General features: G+C 70.2%; 14 protein-coding genes and 1 pseudogene. 5 read left to right on the plus strand and 10 right to left on the minus strand.

Features of this window, described 5'->3' with window-relative positions:
- Nucleotides 1-11: 11 nt before the first annotated feature.
- A complete protein-coding gene (gene pcrA, locus AB0J90_RS22210) occupies nt 12-2,444 on the minus strand; it encodes a DNA helicase PcrA (protein ID WP_363598681.1) in 2,433 nt (810 codons plus the stop codon).
- Nucleotides 2,445-2,605: 161 nt separating this feature from the next.
- Between pcrA and AB0J90_RS22215 the strand changes: the two genes are divergently transcribed.
- Nucleotides 2,606-4,441, plus strand: coding sequence for a bifunctional metallophosphatase/5'-nucleotidase (locus tag AB0J90_RS22215; protein ID WP_363598683.1), 1,836 nt, complete (start codon nt 2,606-2,608; stop codon nt 4,439-4,441).
- 268 nt (nt 4,442-4,709) lie between these two features.
- Nucleotides 4,710-5,024: a chorismate mutase gene (locus tag AB0J90_RS22220; RefSeq protein WP_363598685.1), complete on the plus strand. Its 315-nt coding sequence runs from the start codon at nt 4,710-4,712 to the stop codon at nt 5,022-5,024.
- A gap of 170 nt (nt 5,025-5,194) precedes the next feature.
- Here AB0J90_RS22220 and AB0J90_RS22225 read toward each other — a convergent pair whose 3' ends face one another.
- From AB0J90_RS22225 to AB0J90_RS22255, 7 genes are all read right to left on the minus strand, one after another.
- Nucleotides 5,195-6,205, minus strand: coding sequence for a dipeptide ABC transporter ATP-binding protein (locus AB0J90_RS22225; protein ID WP_363598687.1), 1,011 nt, complete (start codon nt 6,203-6,205; stop codon nt 5,195-5,197).
- Nucleotides 6,198-7,232, minus strand: a complete 1,035-nt coding sequence (locus tag AB0J90_RS22230; RefSeq protein WP_363598689.1) for an ABC transporter ATP-binding protein — start codon at nt 7,230-7,232, stop codon at nt 6,198-6,200. The genes AB0J90_RS22225 and AB0J90_RS22230 overlap by 8 nt, the downstream gene beginning before the upstream one ends.
- A 9-nt stretch (nt 7,233-7,241) precedes the next feature.
- A complete protein-coding gene (locus AB0J90_RS22235; RefSeq protein ID WP_363598691.1) occupies nt 7,242-8,186 on the minus strand; it encodes an ABC transporter permease in 945 nt (314 codons plus the stop codon).
- Nucleotides 8,179-9,114, minus strand: a complete 936-nt coding sequence (locus tag AB0J90_RS22240; protein ID WP_363598693.1) for an ABC transporter permease — start codon at nt 9,112-9,114, stop codon at nt 8,179-8,181. Before AB0J90_RS22240 ends, AB0J90_RS22235 begins: the two co-directional genes overlap by 8 nt.
- A 215-nt stretch (nt 9,115-9,329) precedes the next feature.
- Entirely contained in the window at nt 9,330-10,967 is a 1,638-nt protein-coding gene (locus AB0J90_RS22245) for an ABC transporter substrate-binding protein (protein ID WP_363598695.1), read from the minus strand.
- Nucleotides 10,968-11,296: 329 nt separating this feature from the next.
- Nucleotides 11,297-11,992: a response regulator transcription factor gene (locus AB0J90_RS22250; protein WP_363598697.1), complete on the minus strand. Its 696-nt coding sequence runs from the start codon at nt 11,990-11,992 to the stop codon at nt 11,297-11,299.
- 30 nt (nt 11,993-12,022) lie between these two features.
- Nucleotides 12,023-13,267, minus strand: a complete 1,245-nt coding sequence (locus tag AB0J90_RS22255) for a PspC domain-containing protein (protein ID WP_363598909.1) — start codon at nt 13,265-13,267, stop codon at nt 12,023-12,025.
- A gap of 199 nt (nt 13,268-13,466) precedes the next feature.
- Between AB0J90_RS22255 and AB0J90_RS22260 the strand changes: the two genes are divergently transcribed.
- The 3 genes and pseudogenes from AB0J90_RS22260 (at nt 13,467) to AB0J90_RS22270 (ending at nt 16,991) form a co-directional block, all read left to right on the plus strand.
- Nucleotides 13,467-15,194, plus strand: a complete 1,728-nt coding sequence (locus tag AB0J90_RS22260; protein WP_363598699.1) for a PspC domain-containing protein — start codon at nt 13,467-13,469, stop codon at nt 15,192-15,194.
- Nucleotides 15,191-15,376, plus strand: a pseudogene (locus AB0J90_RS22265) (hypothetical protein); the annotation flags it as partial. The gene AB0J90_RS22260 and the pseudogene AB0J90_RS22265, both read left to right, overlap by 4 nt.
- 361 nt (nt 15,377-15,737) lie before the next feature.
- Entirely contained in the window at nt 15,738-16,991 is a 1,254-nt protein-coding gene (locus AB0J90_RS22270; protein WP_363598701.1) for a phosphatidylserine decarboxylase, read from the plus strand.
- Nucleotides 16,992-17,115: 124 nt separating this feature from the next.
- On the opposite strand, the gene AB0J90_RS22275 is transcribed toward AB0J90_RS22270, so the two are convergent.
- Both AB0J90_RS22275 and AB0J90_RS22280 read right to left on the minus strand, forming a co-directional pair.
- Nucleotides 17,116-18,054: a CDP-alcohol phosphatidyltransferase family protein gene (locus AB0J90_RS22275; protein ID WP_363598911.1), complete on the minus strand. Its 939-nt coding sequence runs from the start codon at nt 18,052-18,054 to the stop codon at nt 17,116-17,118.
- Nucleotides 18,055-18,399: 345 nt separating this feature from the next.
- Entirely contained in the window at nt 18,400-19,308 is a 909-nt protein-coding gene (locus tag AB0J90_RS22280) for an NUDIX domain-containing protein (RefSeq protein WP_363598703.1), read from the minus strand.
- Between the last annotated feature and the right edge of the window lie 196 nt (nt 19,309-19,504).

The raw sequence follows: 19,504 nt of genomic DNA on the forward strand, positions 1-19,504 counted from the left end.
GGAGCGACAGGTCAGAGCTTCTCGACCGGGGCGTGCCGCAGCACCAGCCACATGGTCTGGTCGCCGAAGTCGATCTGCGCCCGCGCACCCGGCCCGTGTCCCTCCACCGCGAGCACCCGGCCGAGGCCGTACCGCTGGTGGTTGACCCGGTCGCCGGCTGCGACCTTCGGGGTCTGCGGCAGCTCGCTGGCGGTGGTGAGTCGACTGGCGTCGACACCGAGCCTGCTGGCGAGCTGCGCCGCCTTCGGCGTACCCCCGGTGAAGCCGCCGCCGCGACCGGCCGAGCCGGACCCCGCGCCGCCGGACCGCCCACCCACGCCGCCGCCGGTGCCGGACCACGAGGTGTACGACCCCTCGGTGCGCTCCCAGCGCACCAGGTCGGCCGGCAACTCGGCCATGAAACGCGACGCCGGGTTGTACGACGGCTGCCCCCACGCCGAGCGGGTGACCGCACGGGACAGGTAGAGCCGCTGCCGGGCACGGGTGATGCCGACGTACGCCAGCCGGCGCTCCTCCTCCAGCTCACGGGTGTCGCCGAGGGCGCGCAGGTGCGGGAAGACGCCGTCCTCCAGGCCGGTGAGGAAGACGACCGGGAACTCCAGGCCCTTGGCCGTGTGCAGGGTCATCAGGGTTACCACACCCTGATGCACCTCGGGCTCCTCGCCGTCGGCCGCCGGACCCGCCTGGTCGGGGATCTGGTCGGCGTCGGCGACCAGGGCGACCTGCTCCAGGAAACCGGCCAGGGTGGCGCCGGTCCCGTCCTCGGACTGCGCCTCGACCCGCTCGGTGTACTCCCGCGCGACGCTCACCAGTTCCTGGAGGTTCTCCACCCGCCCGGCGTCCTGCGGGTCGAGGCTCTCCTCCAGTTCGCTGAGGTAACCGGAGCGGGTCAGCAGCGACTCCAGCACCTCCTCCGGCGCGGCCGTCTCGGCCAGCTCGCGGGCGGCGTCGAGCAGGGCGACGAAGTCGGCGATCGAATTCGCGGCCCGGGTGGAGATGCCGGGCGCGTTGCCGGCCCGGCGCAGCGCGGCCCCGAACGAGATCCGGTCCCGGGTGGCGAGCGCCTCGACGCACGCCTCGGCCCGGTCGCCGATCCCGCGGCGGGGGGTGTTGAGCACCCGGCGCAGGCTCACCGTGTCGTCGTCGTTGACCACCGCACGCAGGTACGCCAGCGCGTCGCGTACCTCCTTGCGCTCGTAGAAGCGCACCCCGCCGACGACTTTGTACGGCAGCCCGACCCGGATGAACACCTCCTCGAACACCCGCGACTGGGCGTTGGTGCGGTAGAAGACCGCCACCTCGCCCGGCCGGGTCAGCCCCTCGTCGGTGAGCCGGTCGATCTCACGGGCCACCCAGTCGGCCTCGGCGTGCTCGGTGTCGGCGACGTAACCGACGATCTGCTCACCCGCGCCGGCCTCGCTCCACAGCCGCTTCGGCTTGCGTGAGGTGTTCCGGTCGATCACCGCGTTGGCCGCGTTGAGGATGGTCTGGGTGGAGCGGTAGTTCTGCTCCAGCAGGATGGTCCGGGCGTCGGTGAAGTCCCGCTCGAACTCCAGGATGTTCCGGATCGTCGCACCCCGGAACGCGTAGATCGACTGGTCCGCGTCACCGACCACGCAGAGCTCACCCGGCGGCAGCCCGTCCTCACCGATCGGCTCGCTGCCGACCAGCTCCTTGATCAGGGTGTACTGCGCGTGGTTGGTGTCCTGGTACTCGTCGACCAGGACGTGCCGGAACCGGCGCCGGTAACGCTCCGCCACGTGCGGGTGGGACTGCAACAGGTGCACCGTGGTCATGATCAGGTCGTCGAAGTCGAGCGCGTGCGCCTCCTTGAGGCGCTGCTGGTAGCGGGTGTACGCCTCGGCCAGCGCGCGCTCGTTCGGACCCTTCGCCCGACCCGCGAACTCCTCCGGGTCGACCAGCTCGTTCTTCAGGTTGGACACCTGGGCCGCCAGCCCGCGCGCCGGATAGCGCTTCGGGTCCAGGTCCAGCTCCCGGGCGACCATCTGCATCAACCGCCGCGAGTCGTCGGCGTCGTAGATGGAGAAGGTCGACTTCATCCCGGCGTGCTCGTGCTCGGCCCGCAGGATCCGTACGCACGCGGAGTGGAACGTGGAGACCCACATCATCCGGGCCCGGGGGCCGACCAGGGCGGCCACCCGTTCCTTCATCTCACCGGCGGCCTTGTTGGTGAAGGTGATCGCGATGATCTCACCGGGATGCACCTGCCTGGCCGCGAGCAGATAGGCGATCCGGTGGGTCAGCACCCGGGTCTTGCCCGATCCCGCGCCGGCCACGATCAGCAGCGGCGAACCGGCGTGCGTCACAGCGTCGCGTTGCGGGCCGTTCAGCCCGGTGAGCAGGGCCTGTGGATCGAGGGCCGGGCCGGACGGCGGACGCGGCGTCGAGGACTGGATCGGCGGGGTTTCGAAGAGGGCATGCATCGCAGCGCAAGTCTAGGCCGCCGGTCCGACAACACCCTCCTGCCCTGCCGTCTGGCAACCAACTCGTCACCCGGCTGGACTGGTGGGTTCCGGCCCGATCGAGAACGATGACCGGGTACCAACCCCGGACAGCGTTACCGCACTCGATGGGAAGAATTCTGATGAGTCGACCACGACCGCGCGGCTGGGCGCTGGTGCGGCACCTGATGGTGCCCGCCCTCGCCCTTGCCGTCGTCACCACCCTGCCCTTCGCCCCCGCCGCACAACCGTCCCCGGCGTCCGAGCAGTGGACCGCGCTGAAGCCGGTCTCGGTCTCGTACGGCATCCCGACCGGTCGCCCGGCCAAGGGCAACTTCCTCAGCTACAACGACTTCCACGGCGCCATCGACCCACCGACCGGCAGCGGCGCCGCGGTCAACGGCACCCCGGCCGGCGGTGTCGAATACCTGGCCACCTGGCTCAAGAAGCTCCGCGCCGAAGCGGCCGCCGAGGGCCGCAAGAGCACCACCGTCGGAGCCGGTGACCTGATCGGCGCCACCCCGCTGGTCAGCGCAGCCTTCCACGACGAGCCGACGATCGAGCTGATGGACCTGATCGGGCTGGACATCAGCTCGGTCGGCAACCACGAGTTCGACGAGGGCGTCGAGGAACTGATCCGGATCAACCGGGGCGGCTGCCACCCGGTCGACGGCTGCCAGGACGGCGACGGCTTCGCCGGTGCCAGGTTCACCTACCTCGCCGCGAACACGCTGAGCCGGCGTACCGGGCTGCCGATCCTGCCGCCGGTGGACATCCGCCTCGTCGACGGCGTACCGGTCGGCTTCGTCGGGCTGACCCTGGAGGGCACCCCGGGCATCGTCAACCCGGCCGGGATCAGCTCGGTCCGGTTCACCGACGAGATCGAGACCGCCAACCTGTGGGGCACCCTGCTCAAGCTCGCCGGGGTCAAGGCACAGGTGCTGCTCCTGCACGAGGGTGGCTCCCAGTCCGGCGGACCCTCCGACTGCACCAACTTCTCCGGCCCGCTCAAGTCGATCGTGGCCGGGCTGCGCCCCGAGTTCGGGCTGGTCGTCAGCGGACACACCCACCGCGCCTACTCCTGCTCGCTGCCGAACTCCTCCGGCGCGAACAGCGTCGTCACCAGCGCCGGCACCAACGGCCAGCTGATCAGCGACATCGACTACTCGCTGGACCGCCGGACCGGCCGGTTCACCGAGATCACCGCGCGCAACGTGATCGTCGAGAACGGCGTACGCAACGCGGACGGCACCTGGCAGCAGACCACCCCCGGCAACTTCGTACGCAACCCGGCGCTGGTGGAGCCCCGGGCCAAGGCGCTGGCCGACAAGTACCGCACCGCGGTCGCCCCGATCGCCAACCGGGTGGTCGGCCGGATCACCGCCGACATCGTCCGGGACAACCTGCCCAACCAGGAGAGCCCGCTCGGTGACGTGATCGCCGACGCCCAACTCGCCTGGACCGCCGCCAACGGGGCGCAGGTCGCGCTGATGAACCCGGGCGGCATCCGCGCCTCGCTGCCGTACGGCACCTCGGCCGGGGGCGAGGCACCCGGCGAGGTCACGTACGGCGAGGCGTTCACCGTCCAGCCGTTCAACAACCTGGTGGTCACCCAGACCTTCACCGGCGCACAGCTCAAGGACGTGCTGGAACAGCAGTTCGTGGGCTTCAGCGGGCAGACCTCGCAGCGGGTGCTCCAGGTCTCGGCGGGGCTCACGTACAGCTATGACACCACCCTGCCGGCCGGCGGGCGGGTCAGCGGCCTGGCCCTCGGCGGCGTGCCGGTGGATCCGGCGGCCAGCTACCGGGTCACGACCAACGACTTCCTGGCCAACGGCGGTGACGGCTTCACCCTGCTCACCGGCGGCACCGACCGGACCACCGCGCCCGGTTTCGACGTCGACGCCCTGGTCGGCTACCTCGGCGCCGGCGCCCCGGTGACCCCCGGCCCCGCCAACCGCATCACCCGGCTCGGCTGAGCACGAAGTGAGGAAGGGCCCCCTCCTGGACAAAAAACGACGGGAAGGGACCCTTCCTCACCGAGGTGCTTGCGCGGGGGGCCGTTCGGTGGGCATACTCGGTTCGTGATCCAGCAGGCGCACTTCTACTTTTACTATGGCTCCGGGAGTCCGGCAGCCGTAGGTAGCGTCTGATCTAAAACCTACGAACGCCCCGGGCTCCTGGAGCCCGGGGCGTTTCGCTTCGGGGTCTGGATTGCCAGGGGCCAACCCGCTCGGGAGCCCGGAAATGACCGCACACATGCTTGAGCAGCCCGCCAACTCGCCCGCGAACACGCAGACCGGCACCGACTCGCCGGAGGCTGCGGCGCGCATCCTCGCCATGCGCGACCGGATCAACGAGATCGACAGCGCCCTGATCGCCCTCTGGCAGGAACGGGCGAACCTGTCCCAACAGGTCGGGGCGACCCGGGTTGCCTCCGGTGGCACCCGACTGGTCCTCTCCCGCGAACGGGAGATCCTGGACAAGTTCCGTACCGCCCTGGGCGCGGACGGCACCCAGCTCGCACTGCTGGTGCTCCGTGCCGGCCGCGGGCCGCTCTGAACTCTCGCCCGCGCATCCCTGGCCACGGGCCACCGTCGTACGTCATGGGCCGAGACGAGGCCCGGGGCGCCGGTCGCATGGATGACGACCGACGCCCCGGACACTGAGGAGGCACTACCTTCACCGGCGGCTCGAACCGGGTGGGGCCCGGCCGTCGGCGTCTGACCGGCCTACTCGACCGCGTGCACCACGTCCCGCTCCTCGGCGAAGTGGCAAGCGCTCGGGTGACCGGAATGCTCCCGTTCCACCAGCGGTGGTTCCTCCGTGGCGCAGATCTCCTGGGCCTTCCAGCACCGGGTACGGAACCGGCAGCCGGACGGCGGGTTCGCCGGCGACGGCACGTCGCCCTCCAGCACGATCTGGTCCCGGTGCCCGCGCAGCGTCGGGTCCGGCACCGGCACCGCGGAGAGCAGCGCCTGGGTGTACGGGTGGGTCGGCCGCTCGTAGATCTCCTCGTTGTTGCCGATCTCGACGATCTTGCCGAGGTACATCACGGCGACCCGGTCGGCGATGTGCCGGACCACGGACAGGTCGTGCGCGATGAACACGTACGACAGGCCCAGCTCGTCCTGGAGCTTCTCCAGCAGGTTGATCACCTGAGCCTGGATCGACACGTCCAGCGCCGACACCGGCTCGTCACAGATGATGATCTCCGGGTTGAGCGCCAGCGCACGGGCGATGCCAATCCGCTGCCGCTGCCCACCCGAGAACTGGTGCGGGTACCGGTTGATGTGGTCCGGGTTGAGCCCGACCAGATCGATGAGCTGGCGCACCCGCTCCTGCCGGTCACCGCGCGGCACGACATCGGTGTGGATGTCGAACGGCTCGCCGATGATGTCGCCGACCGTCATCCGAGGGTTCAACGACGTGTACGGATCCTGCAACACCATCTGGATGTTGCGCCGAGCCTTCCGCATCGCCGGCCCCTTCAGCCGGGTCATCTCCTCACCGCGGACGTCGATCGTGCCCGAGGTGGGCTTCTCGAGCCCGACCAGCAGTTTCGCCAGGGTCGACTTGCCGCAGCCCGATTCGCCGACGACGCCGAGGGTCTCCCCGCGGCGCAGTTCCAGGTCGACTCCGTCCACCGCCCGGACCGCGCCGACCTGGCTCTGGAACACGATGCCCCGGGTGATCGGGAAATGCTTGACCAGCTGCTGGGTACGCAGCACGACCTCACTCATCGCCCAACACGTCCTTCCAGAAGTGGCAACGCGCGGTCCGGTCCCCGGCCACCTGATAGGCGGGCGGCGGCGGATCGGCCCGGCAGACGTCCTGGGCGTACCCGCACCTCGGGTTGAAGGCGCAGCCCGGCGGGATGTTCATCAGGTTCGGCGGCAGGCCCTTGATCACGTTGAGCTGCTGGCCCCGGAGGTCCAGCCGTGGGATCGATTCGAGCAGGGCCTTCGTGTACGGGTGCGACGGGCGGGCGTAGATGTCGAACACGCCCGCCTCCTCGACCACCTTTCCGGCGTACATGACCGAGATCCGGTCGGCGACGTCGGCGACCACCCCCATGTCGTGGGTGATCAGGATCAGGCCCATGTTGCGTTCCCGCCGAAGTTCGGCCAACAGGGTCATGATCTGGGCCTGGACCGTGACGTCCAGGGCGGTGGTCGGCTCGTCCGCGATCAGCACCTCGGGGTCGAGCGCGAGCGCCATCGCGATCATCACGCGCTGGCGCATGCCGCCGGAGAACTGGTGCGGGTAGTCGGTCACCCGCTGTTTCGCGGCCGGGATCTTCACCAGGTCGAGCAGTTCGACCGACCGCTTGCGGGCGTCCTGCTTGGACATGCCCCGGTGCACCCGCGACAGCTCGTCGAGCTGGAAGCCGACCGAGAAGACCGGGTTCAGCGCGGAGAGCGCATCCTGGAAGATCATCGCGATCCGGTTGGCGCGTACCTTCCGCCGCTGCTCCTCGGGCAGCTTTAGCAGGTCGAGCCCCCGGTAGCGGACCTCGCCCTTGGTCACGTAACCGGGCGGGGTGTCCAGGATGCCCATGATCGCCTGAGCGGTCACCGACTTGCCGCAGCCGGACTCACCGAGGATGGCCAGGGTCTCCCCCGCCTGCAGGGTGAAGTTGGCGCCGTTCACCGCGCGCGCCACCCCGTTGGCCGTACGGAACTCCACGTGCAGATCGTTGACCTGGAGCAGCGGGGCGGTCTTGTCGAGGCCGGGCAGGACATCGATCTGTGCCTTGATATCGGTCACCGGAATCTCCTACCGCAGCTTCGGGTCGAAAGCGTCGCGGATCGCGTCGCCGAGCATGATGAACGCGAGCACGGTCATCGCCAGGAACGCCGACGGCGCGATCAGTGGGGTCGCGTTCTCCCGTACCCGCACGGTCGAACTGGAGATGTCGATGCCCCAGGAGATGGCCGGTGCCTTCAGCCCGATGCCGAGGAACGACAGGGTCGCCTCGACCGAGATGAAACCGCCGAGCGCGATGGTCATGACCACCACGAACGGGGCGAGCGCGTTGGGCAGGATGTGCCGGAACATGATCCGGCCGTGCCCGGCGCCGAGCATCCGGGCGGCGGCCACGTAGTCCTGGTTCTTGGCGCTGATCACCGAAGAACGCATGACCCGGGACGCGGTGGTCCAGCCGAGCACGCCCAGCACGATCACCACCGTCCAGATGCCGGTGCCCTGCCGGTCGCCGGCCAGTCGCTTGCCCAGCACGATCGCGGCCAGCAGGATCGGAATGCCGAGCACGATGTCGGTGAACCGAGACAGGATGTTGTCCACCCAGCCGCCGAAGTAGCCCGAGGACAGCCCAACGACCAGCGCGATCGCGCCGGCCAGCAGCATGGCGAAAACGCCGACCTGGATCGACGCGCGGGCGCCGTAGACGGTGCGGGCGAACAGGTCGCACCCTTGGAAGTCGTAACCGAACCAGGCTCGTCCGCTGGGTGGGGCGTACTGCCGGGACAGCGCGCAACTGGCCGGGTCCGCCGGGGTGAACACCTGCGGCACGAGCGCCATCACGACGACCAGCAGCACCAGCGCGGAGGCGACCCAGAAGATCGGGTTGCGGCGCAGGTCCCGCCAGGCGTCACCGGCCAGGCTGCGGGGCTTGTCCGTCTTGGCACCGCCGGGCGGGCCGGTCGGCGCGGGGTTCGCAGCGGGGGTCTCGGCCGCGGCGATCGATTCGAGATTACTCATAGCGGATCCTCGGGTCGAGCACGGCGTACATGATGTCGACGATCAGGTTCGCGACCAGGAAGACGATGACCAGCAGGCTGACGAAGCCGACCACCAGCGGTCCGTCCTCGGTACGGATACCGCGGAAGAGGTTGAACCCGACGCCGGGGATGTTGAACACGCCTTCGGTGATGATCGCGCCGCTCATCAGGCCACCGATGTCGATGCCGATGTAGGTGACGACCGGGATCAGCGAGTTGCGGAGCACGTGCACCCCGATCACCCGACGCGGCGGCAGGCCCTTGGCCTTCGCCGTACGGACGTAGTCGGCGCGCAGGTTCTCCGCCACCGAAGTACGGGTCAACCGGGAGTACGTGGCGAGCGAGAGTGATCCCAGCACCAGGCCGGGTAGGACCAGCGCCCACCAGGTCGGGTCGCCGCCGGCGGTCGGCGGGAACCAGCCGAGCTTGATGCCGAAGAAGAACTGGGCCACCGGGGCCAGCACGATCGTCGGGATGGAAATGAGTAGCAGGGTGAGGATGAGCGTGGCATTGTCGAAGATGCCGGAGCGACGGATACCGGCGACGACACCCGCGGTCACTCCGAACAGGACGGCGAACAGCACGCCGATCACGGCGAGCCGGATCGTCACCGGCCAGGCCTGGGCGATCATGTCACCGATCGGCCGCCCGGTCAGCGAGGTGCCGAAGTCAAGGTGCAGCAGGCCCTTCATGTAGTAGCCGTATTGGACCCAGAAACCTTCGTTCAAGTGGTAACGCTCGGTGAGGGCCTGGACCTGGGCGGGAGTGACCGGACGTTCGCCGACCAGGGACTGGATGACCCGCGCCGGGCTGCCCTGGTTGCTGAACATGAGCGCGTATACGAGCAGGGTGGCCCCGATGAACGTCAGGACCATCTGCAGCAGGCGCCGGACAATGAAACGGAACATGTCTTCGTCCTTCATGGGACAGGCGTCGATGGCTGCCTTGTGGACAGCGGACCGCAGTGGTGTGGACGCGGCGATGGCGTCACCGCACGGTCACCGGTGACGCCACGGAGGTGGTCCGCGGCGGGCACCACCCGACCGCCGGACCATTCGCCGGATGGTCCGAGCCACCGAACTTCTAGCTGGTGACTCGGACCATCCGCCGCTCAGCGGTCAGTTCAGCTGGCGGATTCGATCTTGAGCAGGTCGACCCGGTTGAAGAGGTCGATCTCCACGTTCTTGACCTTGGTCGAGTGACCGAACGTGTTCTGCCCGAACCGCAGCGGGATCACCGGCATGTCCTTGACGAGGATGTCCTCGGCCTGCTGGTACTTCTTGATCGCCTCTTCGAGGCTCGGCGCCGCAGCACCCTCCTTGACGAGGGTGTCGAAGGCCGGGTTGCTGTAGCCGTAGTAGTTCGACGAACCGTTGGTGCTGTACAGCGGGCCGAGGTAGTTCTCCATGGACGGGTAGTCCATGACCCAGCCCATGCGGAACATGCCGACCGGAGTCTTCGACTCCACCTTGGTCAGCAGGTCGGCGAACTTCGGCTCCGCGGTGCCGACGCACTCCACGCCCAGGTTCGTCTTGATCTGGTTGCAGGTGGCGTCCACCCACTCCTTGTGCCCACCGTCACCGTTGTACGAGATCTGCAGCTTGGCCGGGCCACCGGCCGCGGTGTACTCGGCCTTCGCCTTGGCGGCGTCGAACACGCAGGCCTCGCCACAGGTGTTGTCCCGGTACCCGGCGACAACCGGCGAGACGAACGAGTGGGCCGACTTCTGCGAGTTCTTGAAGACCGCCTTGATGATCTCGTCCCGGTCGATCGCCTTCGAGATCGCCTTGCGGACCTCGGGCTTGGCGAACTCGGGCTGGAACGTCGGGAACGCGACGAACTGGAAGGTCGATGCCGGCGACTGCTTGAACCGGTCACCGAGGTCCGTCTGGGCGCTCGACAGGTTCTCGGTCGGGATCGTCTTGATCACGTCGAGGTTGTCCGCCTGCAGGTCGGCGTACGCCGAGGTGAGCTGCTGGTAGATCTTGAAGTTGACGCCGCCGACCTTCGGCTTGGTGCCGGGGAAGGCGTCGTACCGCTCGACCTCGATGCCCTGGTCGTGCTGCCACGAACCCTTGAGCTTGAACGGGCCGTTACCGACGATCGCGTCCTCGAAGCCCTCCTTGAGCACACCCTCCGACTGCCAGGCCGAGGCCGGCAGCGGGTAGAACGAGGTGTAGCCCAGGACGGCCTTGAACTCGCTGAACGGGGCGGACAGCTTCACCGTGAAGGTGAGGTCGTCGACCTTCGCCAGGCCGCTCAGCTTCTTCGCCTTGGGCTCGGGGGCCTTCTGCGGGCCCTCCTCGCCGTCCGGGTCGGTCGACTGGAGGTCGGCGAAGCCTTCCACCTTGTCCCAGAAGTAGGAGCCGCCGTTACCGTTCGGGCCGTAGGCGCCGTGGTTCCAGGCGTTGATGTAGCTGTCGGCGTTGACCTTCTCACCGTTGTGGAAGGTGTAGCCGTCCTTCAGCTTGATCGTCCACAGGGTGTTGTCCGTCGACGAGATCGACTCGGCGGCGACCTCGAACGGCTTGTTGTCCTTGTCGAAGTCCACCAGCGGCGAGAAGAGCGCGGACAGGACCTGCGCCCCGCTCGTCTCCGTGGTGTTGGATGGGATCAGGTGCTGCGGCTCAGCGATCTCGATCGAGACGACCGCGTTGCTGTTCGTCGACCCGGATTCATCCGAGTCGCTGCTGCTGCAACCTGTAGCAATCAGCGCGATGGCGGTCGTAGCGACCGCCACCTTCAGGGTTTTCCCGCGCATGGGAGTGCCTCCTCAGGGCGCTCACGAGGGGGTGTGAGGTGCTTGACACTGTGACACCGAACGCCCGTTCCGTGAAGGTGCCGTTATCAAGCCGTTAGACCGAGAGCGTTCGGTGAATACTCACCAAGATCACCATTTGCCCTGCTAGATCGACCTGAACCGGCCGCCGCGCGAGCCCCAACAGCGGCAGGCGGAGGCCCCTGTGCCCACCACCAACGGAGACTCTCTCATCTCCAGTGCGGATACTGTCGGATGTCAGACGCACACCCAGGGTGTGTGTCTCATCTCGACACGGTCCCCCGCGACGAAGAGCGGGCCGGGGCGGGCGCTCAGACCAGGCGCCGGTCCGCCGCCCAGCGGGAAAGCTCGTAACGGTTGGACATCTGGAGCTTGCGCAACACGTTGGACACGTGCGTCTCGACCGTCTTGATCGAGATGAACAACTCCTTCGCGATCTCCTTGTAGGCGTACCCGCGGGCAAGCAACCGGAGCACCTCGCGCTCCCGGTTGGTGAGCTGGTCCAGCTCCGGGTCGGCCACCGGCGCGTCCGGCCGGGCAGCGAAGGCGTCCAGCACGAAGCCGGCCAGCCGCGGACTGAACACCGCGTCGCCGTCGGCCACCCGACGGATCGCCGAGGTCAACTCGTCGGGCGAGATGGTCTTCGTGACGTACCCCCGGGCACCGGCCCGGATCAGGCCGATCACGTCCTCGGCCGCGTCGGAGACGCTCAGGGCGAGGAACCGGATCCCCGGATGGGTACGGCGCATCGCGTCCAGCACCGCCCTGCCCCCACCGTCGGGCATGTGTACGTCCAGCAGCACCACGTCCGGTACGGTCAGCGCGATCCGGTTGACCGCCTCGGCCACCGTGCTCGCCTCGCCGACCACCTCGACGTGCACACCCAGCTCGGCCCGGACCCCGGCCCGGAACATGGCATGGTCGTCGACCAGGAAGACCCGCAACCGCCGCTCGGCGGCACCCTCGGCCGTCCCGCTGCTCTCGGCCGTTCCGCTGTCCTCAGTCATGACCTCTCCTCGCTCTGCCCGGCCATGGTGCTACCAGGTGCTTCCCGGGCCGGCGCCGTCCCGGGTGGTCGGCATGATCAGCCGTACCTCGGTGCCGTCGCCCGGCTCGCTGCGGATCTCCGCCTTGCCACCGTGCCGGTCCATCCGCCCGATGATCGAACCCCGTACGCCGTGCCGGTGATCTCCCACGGTAGTCGGGTCGAAGCCGGCACCACGATCGCGGACGAAGACGCTCACCTGTTCCGGCTCGACCTCGGCGTAGAGCGAGACGGTCTCGACCTTCGCGTGCCGGGCGGCGTTGACCAGCGCTTCCCTGGCCGCGGCGACCAGCGCCGCGATCCGCTCGTCGGTCTCTCGGTCGCCGACGACGACGGTCTCCACGCTGATCGCGAAGGTGTCCTCGACCTCGGCGGCCACCTGCTCCAGCGCGGCGGCGAAGCGCTCCGTCGGCGACCCGGTGGGCTTGTACAGCCAGTTACGCAGTGAGCGTTCCTGCCCTCGGGCCAGCCGCTGCACGGTCTTGACGTCGGCGGCGTTGCGCTGGATCAGGGCGAGCGTGTGCAGCACCTGGTCGTGCACCATCGCGGCCAGTTCGGCCCGCTCCCGCTCCCGGATCCGCCCCTCACGCTCCGTACGCAACTGGTTGAACATCCGCCAGAGCACGGGTGCGGCGACCACCCCGACACCGGCCAGCCCGACCAGCGCGAAGATCACCCCGTTCGCGACCGCGTCGAAGTTGGCCTGCGGCGTGTAGACCGCCACCACCCCGACCACCCCGACCGCGACCAGCAGACCGCCGCCGATGAAACGCAGTACGAAGGCCCGCCGGTCGCTCTCCTCCAGCACCGCGCCCAGCCAGGGCACCGGCATGGTCTCGCTCCACTGCCGGCGCCGCTCGGGGGTCGACTGGTGCCAGATCACGCCGGCACCCACCGCGATGATCGCGACCAGCCATCCCGCGGTGCCGGCGACGCCGGTGGAGCCGAACACCATGATCTGGATCACCAGTACGCCGAGCCCGATGGCCACGAACGGCAGCAGTTCCAGGATGTCGCGCCGGGGCGGCGTACCGGTGTCGCCGGGGCGTACCGGCACCACCGCCCAGAACGCCGCGTAGAGCAGCAGCCCCAGTCCGCTGAGACCGAGCAGGACGACGAAGGCCACCCGTACCCGGACCACCGAGATGCCCAGGTGCTCGGCAACGCCGGTGGCCACGCCGGCCACCATGCGGTGGTCGCGGGCGCGGTAAAGGCGGGGCTCGGTGGCGGTGCTGATCGGTGACTCCCTGGTCGTGCCGGTCGGACCATCCCGGCGGTCGGGGCGATCCGGTCGTCGGCCGTGGATTCGATCGTCACACGTTTGCGGGCACGCTGACCACGGGGACGCCCCGGAACATTGCCGCCGGAGATCTCAGGGTGGCTTCAGGGTTCGCGCCTGAGGCCACTCGGACCGGCGGAAGACGAAACTCGTAACCATGACCGAAGAAGCTGCCGCGTCACGACGACCGGCCCCGACGGAGAGCGCCGACCCGCCGCAGCCTCCGCTGCCCGGTCCGGCATCTTCGCCGACCACGGCCGCCGGGGCCGACGCCCCGGCCGGCTCGGACGAACCGACCGGACCCGGTGCGGCACCGCCGCCCGGTGGGCCACCGCCGGGCGCCAACCCACCACCCCCGTGGGGGTACGGACCACCGCCCGGCCCGCCGCCTTCCGGCCCGGCCGGCTTCACCTCCCGGTACGGGCTGGTACGCCCACGCGAGGGTCGCTACCTGGCCGGCGTGTGCGCGGCGATCGGCCGGGCCACCAACACCGACCCGATCCTGTGGCGGGTGCTCCTCGCCGTACTGGGTTTCTTCGGCGGGATCGGGGTGCTGGTCTACCTCGCCGCCTGGCTGATCATCCCGGCCGAGGGAGACAGCGCCTCGCCGGTGGAGTCGATGCTGGGCCGGGGCCGGTCGAGCATGTCGCCGGTGACCGTGATCATCCTCGGGCTGCTGGTGGCGGTGATGTTCGGCCTGATCGTGACCGACTCCTTCCGGGCCATCATGCTCGGCGCGGCGATCCTGATCGGTGGCGCACTGCTACTGAACCGGAACGCCCGTGGCGCCGGTAACGCGGCGGGCGCACACCCCGGAGTTCCGCCAGCACCGCCCCCCGGACCGACGTACGGGCCGGCGTACGGGGCAACGGCCGGATCGGCGCCCTACGGGCCCTCCAGCGGGGCTCCGGCGGGTGCACAGCCCGAGGCGTACCCGGACTGGTATCGCCCCGCCGCACCCGTGCAGCCGGGTAGCCCGGCACCGGCCGCGGCGGCGTACGCGGGCGGCTCGGGTTCGGCGTACGCCGGTGGTCCCGATCCGGCGACCACGCCGCTGCCCCCGGTGCCGCCGGCCGGTCCGGCGGGATGGCCCGCTGCCCCCTATCCAGCCCCCGCAGGCCCGCTGGGCGCACCGGCCGGTGGCTCGCTTCCGGGCGGCTACCGCCCGCCCTTCGCACCGCACGGCCCGTACGCCGGCGGCGTCGGCCAACCGCCGGGCTACCGGCCCGGTGCGGCCCCGGCGACCAAGCGCACCAAGCCCCCGAAGCCGCCACGGGAGCGGTCCCCGCTCGGCGCCGCCACCTTCTCGCTGATCTTCGTGGCGCTGGGTCTGGTGGTCATCCTGGACGTCAGCAACCAGGTCGAGGTCTCCCCCTCCACCTATTTCGCCGCGGCCCTCGTCACCATCGCGCTCGGGCTCCTGGTCGGTGCCTGGTTCGGTCGCGCCCGCTGGCTGATCGCCCTCGGCCTGGTGGCCAGTGCGGCGCTCGGCATCTCCAGCGTCGCCCAGTCGATCGACCCGCCGAACGGTCCGAACGGCACCGCGATCTGGACACCGGCCAGCATCGACGATCTCGCCACCCGGTACGAGACGACCTTCGGCGACGGCACCCTCGACCTCACCCACGTGGACTTCACCGACCGGGACGTCCAGGTGACCGTCCAGGTCAACTTCGGCAAGCTCCGGGTGATGGTGCCGGCGGACGTCGACGTGACCACGAACGCGGACGTGAACGCAGGTGACGCGCGCATCTTCGGTGACCGGTGGAGCGGCGTGAACAATCCGACCCGCCAGGTCACCGACCTCGGCGCGGACGGCCCCGGTGGTGGGAAGCTGCGCCTGTTCCTGCACGTCAACGCTGGTGATGCGGAGGTCTACCGATGAAGGCGCACCGGACCGACGGGGTCTCCCTCGTCTTCGCGCTGATCTTCCTGGGGATCGCCGGCTGGTGGCTGGTCGCCCAGGTACTCGACCTGGACCTGCCCGAGGTCGGCTGGATCCTCGCCGGCGGGCTGATCCTGGTCGGCGTACTGGGGCTGCTCGGGGCGCTGCGCTCGGGGCGGTCCACGCCGGCTGGCACCCCGCCGGCCGCGCCGGTCACCGACGGTGGCCCGCTGCCGACAGCACCGACCACCGACCCGGCCACCACCGGATTCGCCACCACCGAGTACGGCACGGCCGAATTCCCCCGGGTCGACCCGGACGCGACCGACCCCGTGGCGGGCCGACCGGTCGGTGGCGTCGACCAGCCCCGCCCCGACGATCACCGGGACTGATACCGATCGCTGTGGTCCGGCGAGCGTCGTGCATAAACTGGCCGGCGGAGGTTTCCACCTCCGCCGGCCGGTCCGCGTCAGGCGACCGGTTACGGCCCCGCCGGGACGAGTCCCACTCTCCCGCCCTCACCCACCGAGGAGCTCGCCCCAGATGACCCAGTCCCCCGCCGTGCCCACCCCCGCTCCGCAGGGTCCGGTCCGCCTCGGCGAGCGGGCCGCCCGTACGCTCACCGCCGAACTGGCCCGGCACCACGGTTCGAAGACCGCACTGCTGGTCGGGGCACAGGCGGACACCGCGGTGCTCGACGCCGCGATCAGCGCCCTGCTCCCCGGCGACGTGCTCACCGTCGTACCGGCCGGGCCGGGCGACGCGGCACAGCTACGCACCTACATCGCCGCCCACGGTCCCTGGGTGGCGGACCGGATCCAGATCGTCGACGAACTCGCCGAGGCCCAGCCCTCGGAAATCGTGCTGGTCGCCGTCCCGCTGACCGGCACCGTCGACGAGACCCGCACCGCCCTGACCGAACTGGGCGCGCAACTCGCCAAGGGCGGGGTACTGACCGTGGCGGTGCCGGCGATGCCCGGCCGGACCGAGGGCGCCGGTGCCGAACTGGACCGGCAGGCCGCGCTCTTCGGCGTCGGCACCGACCTGGTCCTGCTGAACCAGCCACCGCTGCGGATCCACCGGCTCCGGTTCACCCCGGCGGAGGTCGCGACGGCCGGCCGGTTGGCGCCGGTGTACCGACCGTCGAGTGTCCCGATCACCCGCACCATGCACATCGACTCGAACGGGGTCGCGGCGGCCGGAATCGCGCTCGGCCTGGCGGCACTAGCCAAGATCACTCGACCGAAGTCCCGGCTCTGGCTGCTGCCCGCGCTCGCCGCCGCCCCGGTGGCCGCGTTCTTCCGGGACCCGGAACGTGACCTGCCCGACGACGAAACGGCCGTGGTCGCCGCCGCCGACGGACGGGTGCTGTCGGTCGAGCGGCTCACCGACGAACGTTTCGGTGACGGCGAGTTCCTCCGCGTCGCGGTTTTCCTCTCCGTACTCGACGTGCACGTCAACCGGTCACCGGTGGCCGGCAAGGTGGTCGACTACTTCGTCGCCGACGGTGGTTTCGCCGCCGCGATGAAACCGGCCGCGGAGCACAACGTCGCCGCGTACACCGTGCTGGACACCGAGCGGGGCACGGTCGTGGTGGCGCAGCGTACCGGCCTGATCGCCCGCCGGATCGTGCAGCGCGCTCCGGTGGGCGCACTGCTGGCCAAGGGTGAGCGGATCGGGCTGATCCGGTTCGGCTCGCGTACCGACGTCTACCTGCCCGCCGAGGCCGCCGACCCGCTGGTGGGTCCGGGCGACAAGGTGATCGGCGGGGCGTCGGTCATCGCGCGCTGGCGCTGACCCTTCGATGGCGTCGGGGCGCCCGGGAGAGATCTCGGGGCGCCCCGACCGAAGCGGTCGAGGCGCGTCGAGCGGACGGTACGGTGCAGCGTCCGAGCGCGGGGATCAGATGGTGCCGCGGGGATCAGATGGTGCCGCGCTGGCGCCACCAGAGCAGCGGGCCGCTGGCCAGGTAGCCGACGACCAGGAGCGCGAAGGTGAGCCGGACGTCGACGAGCGCACCGATCACCGGCGCCAGCCACACCCACGGCGGCAGCTTCACCAGCCGGGCGAGCTTGGCGTACGGGAAGCTGGAGACCATCGCGAACGCCAGCAGCCCGACCCCGGCGACCTGGACCGTGCCGGGGACCGGCAACCCGATCAGGACCACCAGGGCGAGCACCGCGGCGGCCATCGTGGTCGGCACCCCGCAGAAGAACCGCCCGTCCTTGGGCGAGACGTTGAACCGGGCCAGCCGGATCGCGGCGCAGGCCGCGACCAGGGCACAGGCGACGGCGGCGGCCGGGGTCGAGACCGAACCGGACAGCGAGGCATAGACCACCACGGGGGCCGCCAGGCCGAACGAGCACATGTCGGCCAGCGAGTCCATCTGGGCGCCGAACGGGCTGGCCACCCCGAGCTTGCGGGCCAGGGCCCCGTCGAGTCCGTCGAAGACCACGCAGGCGATCAGGCAGAACGCCGCAGTACGCTCGTCGCCCCGCATGGCGAGGAAGATCGCCAGCATCCCGAGCGTCAGGCTGGCCAGGGTGCAGCCGTTGACCAGCGCGAACTTGAACCGGCGGCCGAGCGTACGCTCGCCGGGCAGCAGCGGGATGGCCATGCTGGGCGACACGTCGTCGACCGGGGTGATCGGCCCGAGCGCGGGACTGACCGGCGCGACCGACTCGATCTCGGCCTCGGTCAGCCGGTCGAAACCGTAGCGGCTGCGGAACGGGGCGCGGGACTCACCGGGGTAGCGGTGTTCCGGCCGAAGCACGGTGGCGGTCGTGCCACCCCGCTCGTCGTCCCGACGTGCGACCCGGACCAGCAGCACCTGCCTGGCGAACGCGCCGCCCCGGCGCAACTGCCCGGTCCAGCGGCGCCCTGCGGGGCGCGGGTTCTCCGTCGTACGCCGACGCCAAGGGGCTCTCGGCACGTTTCCTCCATTACCCGATCGACTCGTCCGCCACCCCCGGTGGCGACCCGGCTGACTCATGCCGGGGTCCTGGGGTTGTTGGCCGGCAAGCTTTTGCGGCCTACACCATCGCACAGACGGAAGCGCCTTGGCGATAGTTGCCGGCGGAGCATTTCCCGCAAACCGCTCGATCCGCCCAGAGACCCTATCCGGGGCATTATCCCGGCGGATGGCCGCCGGAACGCTCGCGCCCAGTGTATCGGAATCATCCACAACGGTCATTTCGGTGACGTTTCACCTGCCCAGCCGCTCCAGTCCGAGCGCCGCGACGTCGGTGAGCGGCAGCGTCGCCGCCTCGGCCACCAGGAACCAGGCAGCCGCCGCCGTCGATCCCCCCGGCGCCTCGGTCACCCGCGCCTCGGTCGGCACGTCCACCTCCACCCGATAGATCACCCGTACGCTGTGCCAGTTCATCGGCCGGCCCTCCGGCCCGCTGGCGGCGGGACTGTGCAGGTGCGTGACATCGATCAGATCGGTGACCCGACCGAGCTGCCCCGCCTCCTCCACCAACTCCCGGAGCAACCCGGTGGCCGGCTGCTCGCCGTGGTCGGTCCCGCCACCGGGCAGGTGCCAGCGCCCGGCACCCGGATACCCCTGCGCGATCAGCGACAGCAGCACCCGCCCGTCCGGGTCGGTCACCAACCCGTACGCGGCGAACCGCTGACCGGCGTTGGGCGGCAACGGTGGCAGCGGGCGGCGTACCGCACCGGGAGGCGGCTCGGGCAAGGGTGTGACCGGCTGGCCGAGCAGTTCGGCCGTGAACGGCATCAGCGGCAACCGGGGCAACTCCTCGGGTGACACCCAGGCCACCAGGTCGGTGGTGTCGTTCGGCTCGGAGCGCAACGTGCCGCCGGTCGGGCGTACCCGGTAGACGACCCGGTCGGTGTGCACGTCCTCGTCCGGCCCGCCCAGCCGGCTCAGGTCGGACAGCACCGCGCTCACCTCGACGACCTCGATCCGCAGGCCGGTCTCCTCGGCGAACTCCCGGGCCAGCGCCGTCGCCGGGTGCTCGCCGTGCGCCACCCCACCACCAGGCACCTGCCAGACCCCGGCGATGTCCGCGGTCTTCGACGACCGGGTCAGCAGCACCCGACCCTCGTCGTCCCGGCACAGCCCGTACGCCCCGATCCGCCGCCGCCGCATCGCACCCCGTCCCCCGTGTCAACGTCCGTTGATCACGAGGTTAGCTCCGCCGCCCGGCAGACCGGCACGCCCGAGCGGCAAGGAAGGGTCCCTTGCTGTCGCTTCTGGTAGCGGAGGGTCCCTTCCCCGCCGGATGTCGGGGTCGAGCGGGGGGCGGCGTAAGCGGGTGTCGAGCGGTAGGCGTCAGGGGCGACGG

Source organism: Micromonospora sp. NPDC049523 (assembly GCF_040676775.1).
Classification (GTDB): Bacteria; Actinomycetota; Actinomycetes; order Mycobacteriales; family Micromonosporaceae; genus Micromonospora_G.

Coding starts and splice junctions, on each gene's coding strand:
- AB0J90_RS22215 (WP_363598683.1), top strand. CDS start 2,606: ATGAGTCGACCACGACCGCGCGGCTGGGCGCTGGTGCGGCACCTGATG.
- AB0J90_RS22225 (WP_363598687.1), bottom strand. CDS start 6,205: ATGAGTGAGGTCGTGCTGCGTACCCAGCAGCTGGTCAAGCATTTCCCG.
- AB0J90_RS22250 (WP_363598697.1), bottom strand. CDS start 11,992: ATGACTGAGGACAGCGGAACGGCCGAGAGCAGCGGGACGGCCGAGGGT.
- pcrA (WP_363598681.1), bottom strand. CDS start 2,444: ATGCATGCCCTCTTCGAAACCCCGCCGATCCAGTCCTCGACGCCGCGT.
- AB0J90_RS22280 (WP_363598703.1), bottom strand. CDS start 19,308: ATGCGGCGGCGGCGGATCGGGGCGTACGGGCTGTGCCGGGACGACGAG.
- AB0J90_RS22240 (WP_363598693.1), bottom strand. CDS start 9,114: ATGTTCCGTTTCATTGTCCGGCGCCTGCTGCAGATGGTCCTGACGTTC.
- AB0J90_RS22260 (WP_363598699.1), top strand. CDS start 13,467: ATGACCGAAGAAGCTGCCGCGTCACGACGACCGGCCCCGACGGAGAGC.
- AB0J90_RS22235 (WP_363598691.1), bottom strand. CDS start 8,186: ATGAGTAATCTCGAATCGATCGCCGCGGCCGAGACCCCCGCTGCGAAC.
- AB0J90_RS22270 (WP_363598701.1), top strand. CDS start 15,738: ATGACCCAGTCCCCCGCCGTGCCCACCCCCGCTCCGCAGGGTCCGGTC.
- AB0J90_RS22245 (WP_363598695.1), bottom strand. CDS start 10,967: ATGCGCGGGAAAACCCTGAAGGTGGCGGTCGCTACGACCGCCATCGCG.
- AB0J90_RS22220 (WP_363598685.1), top strand. CDS start 4,710: ATGACCGCACACATGCTTGAGCAGCCCGCCAACTCGCCCGCGAACACG.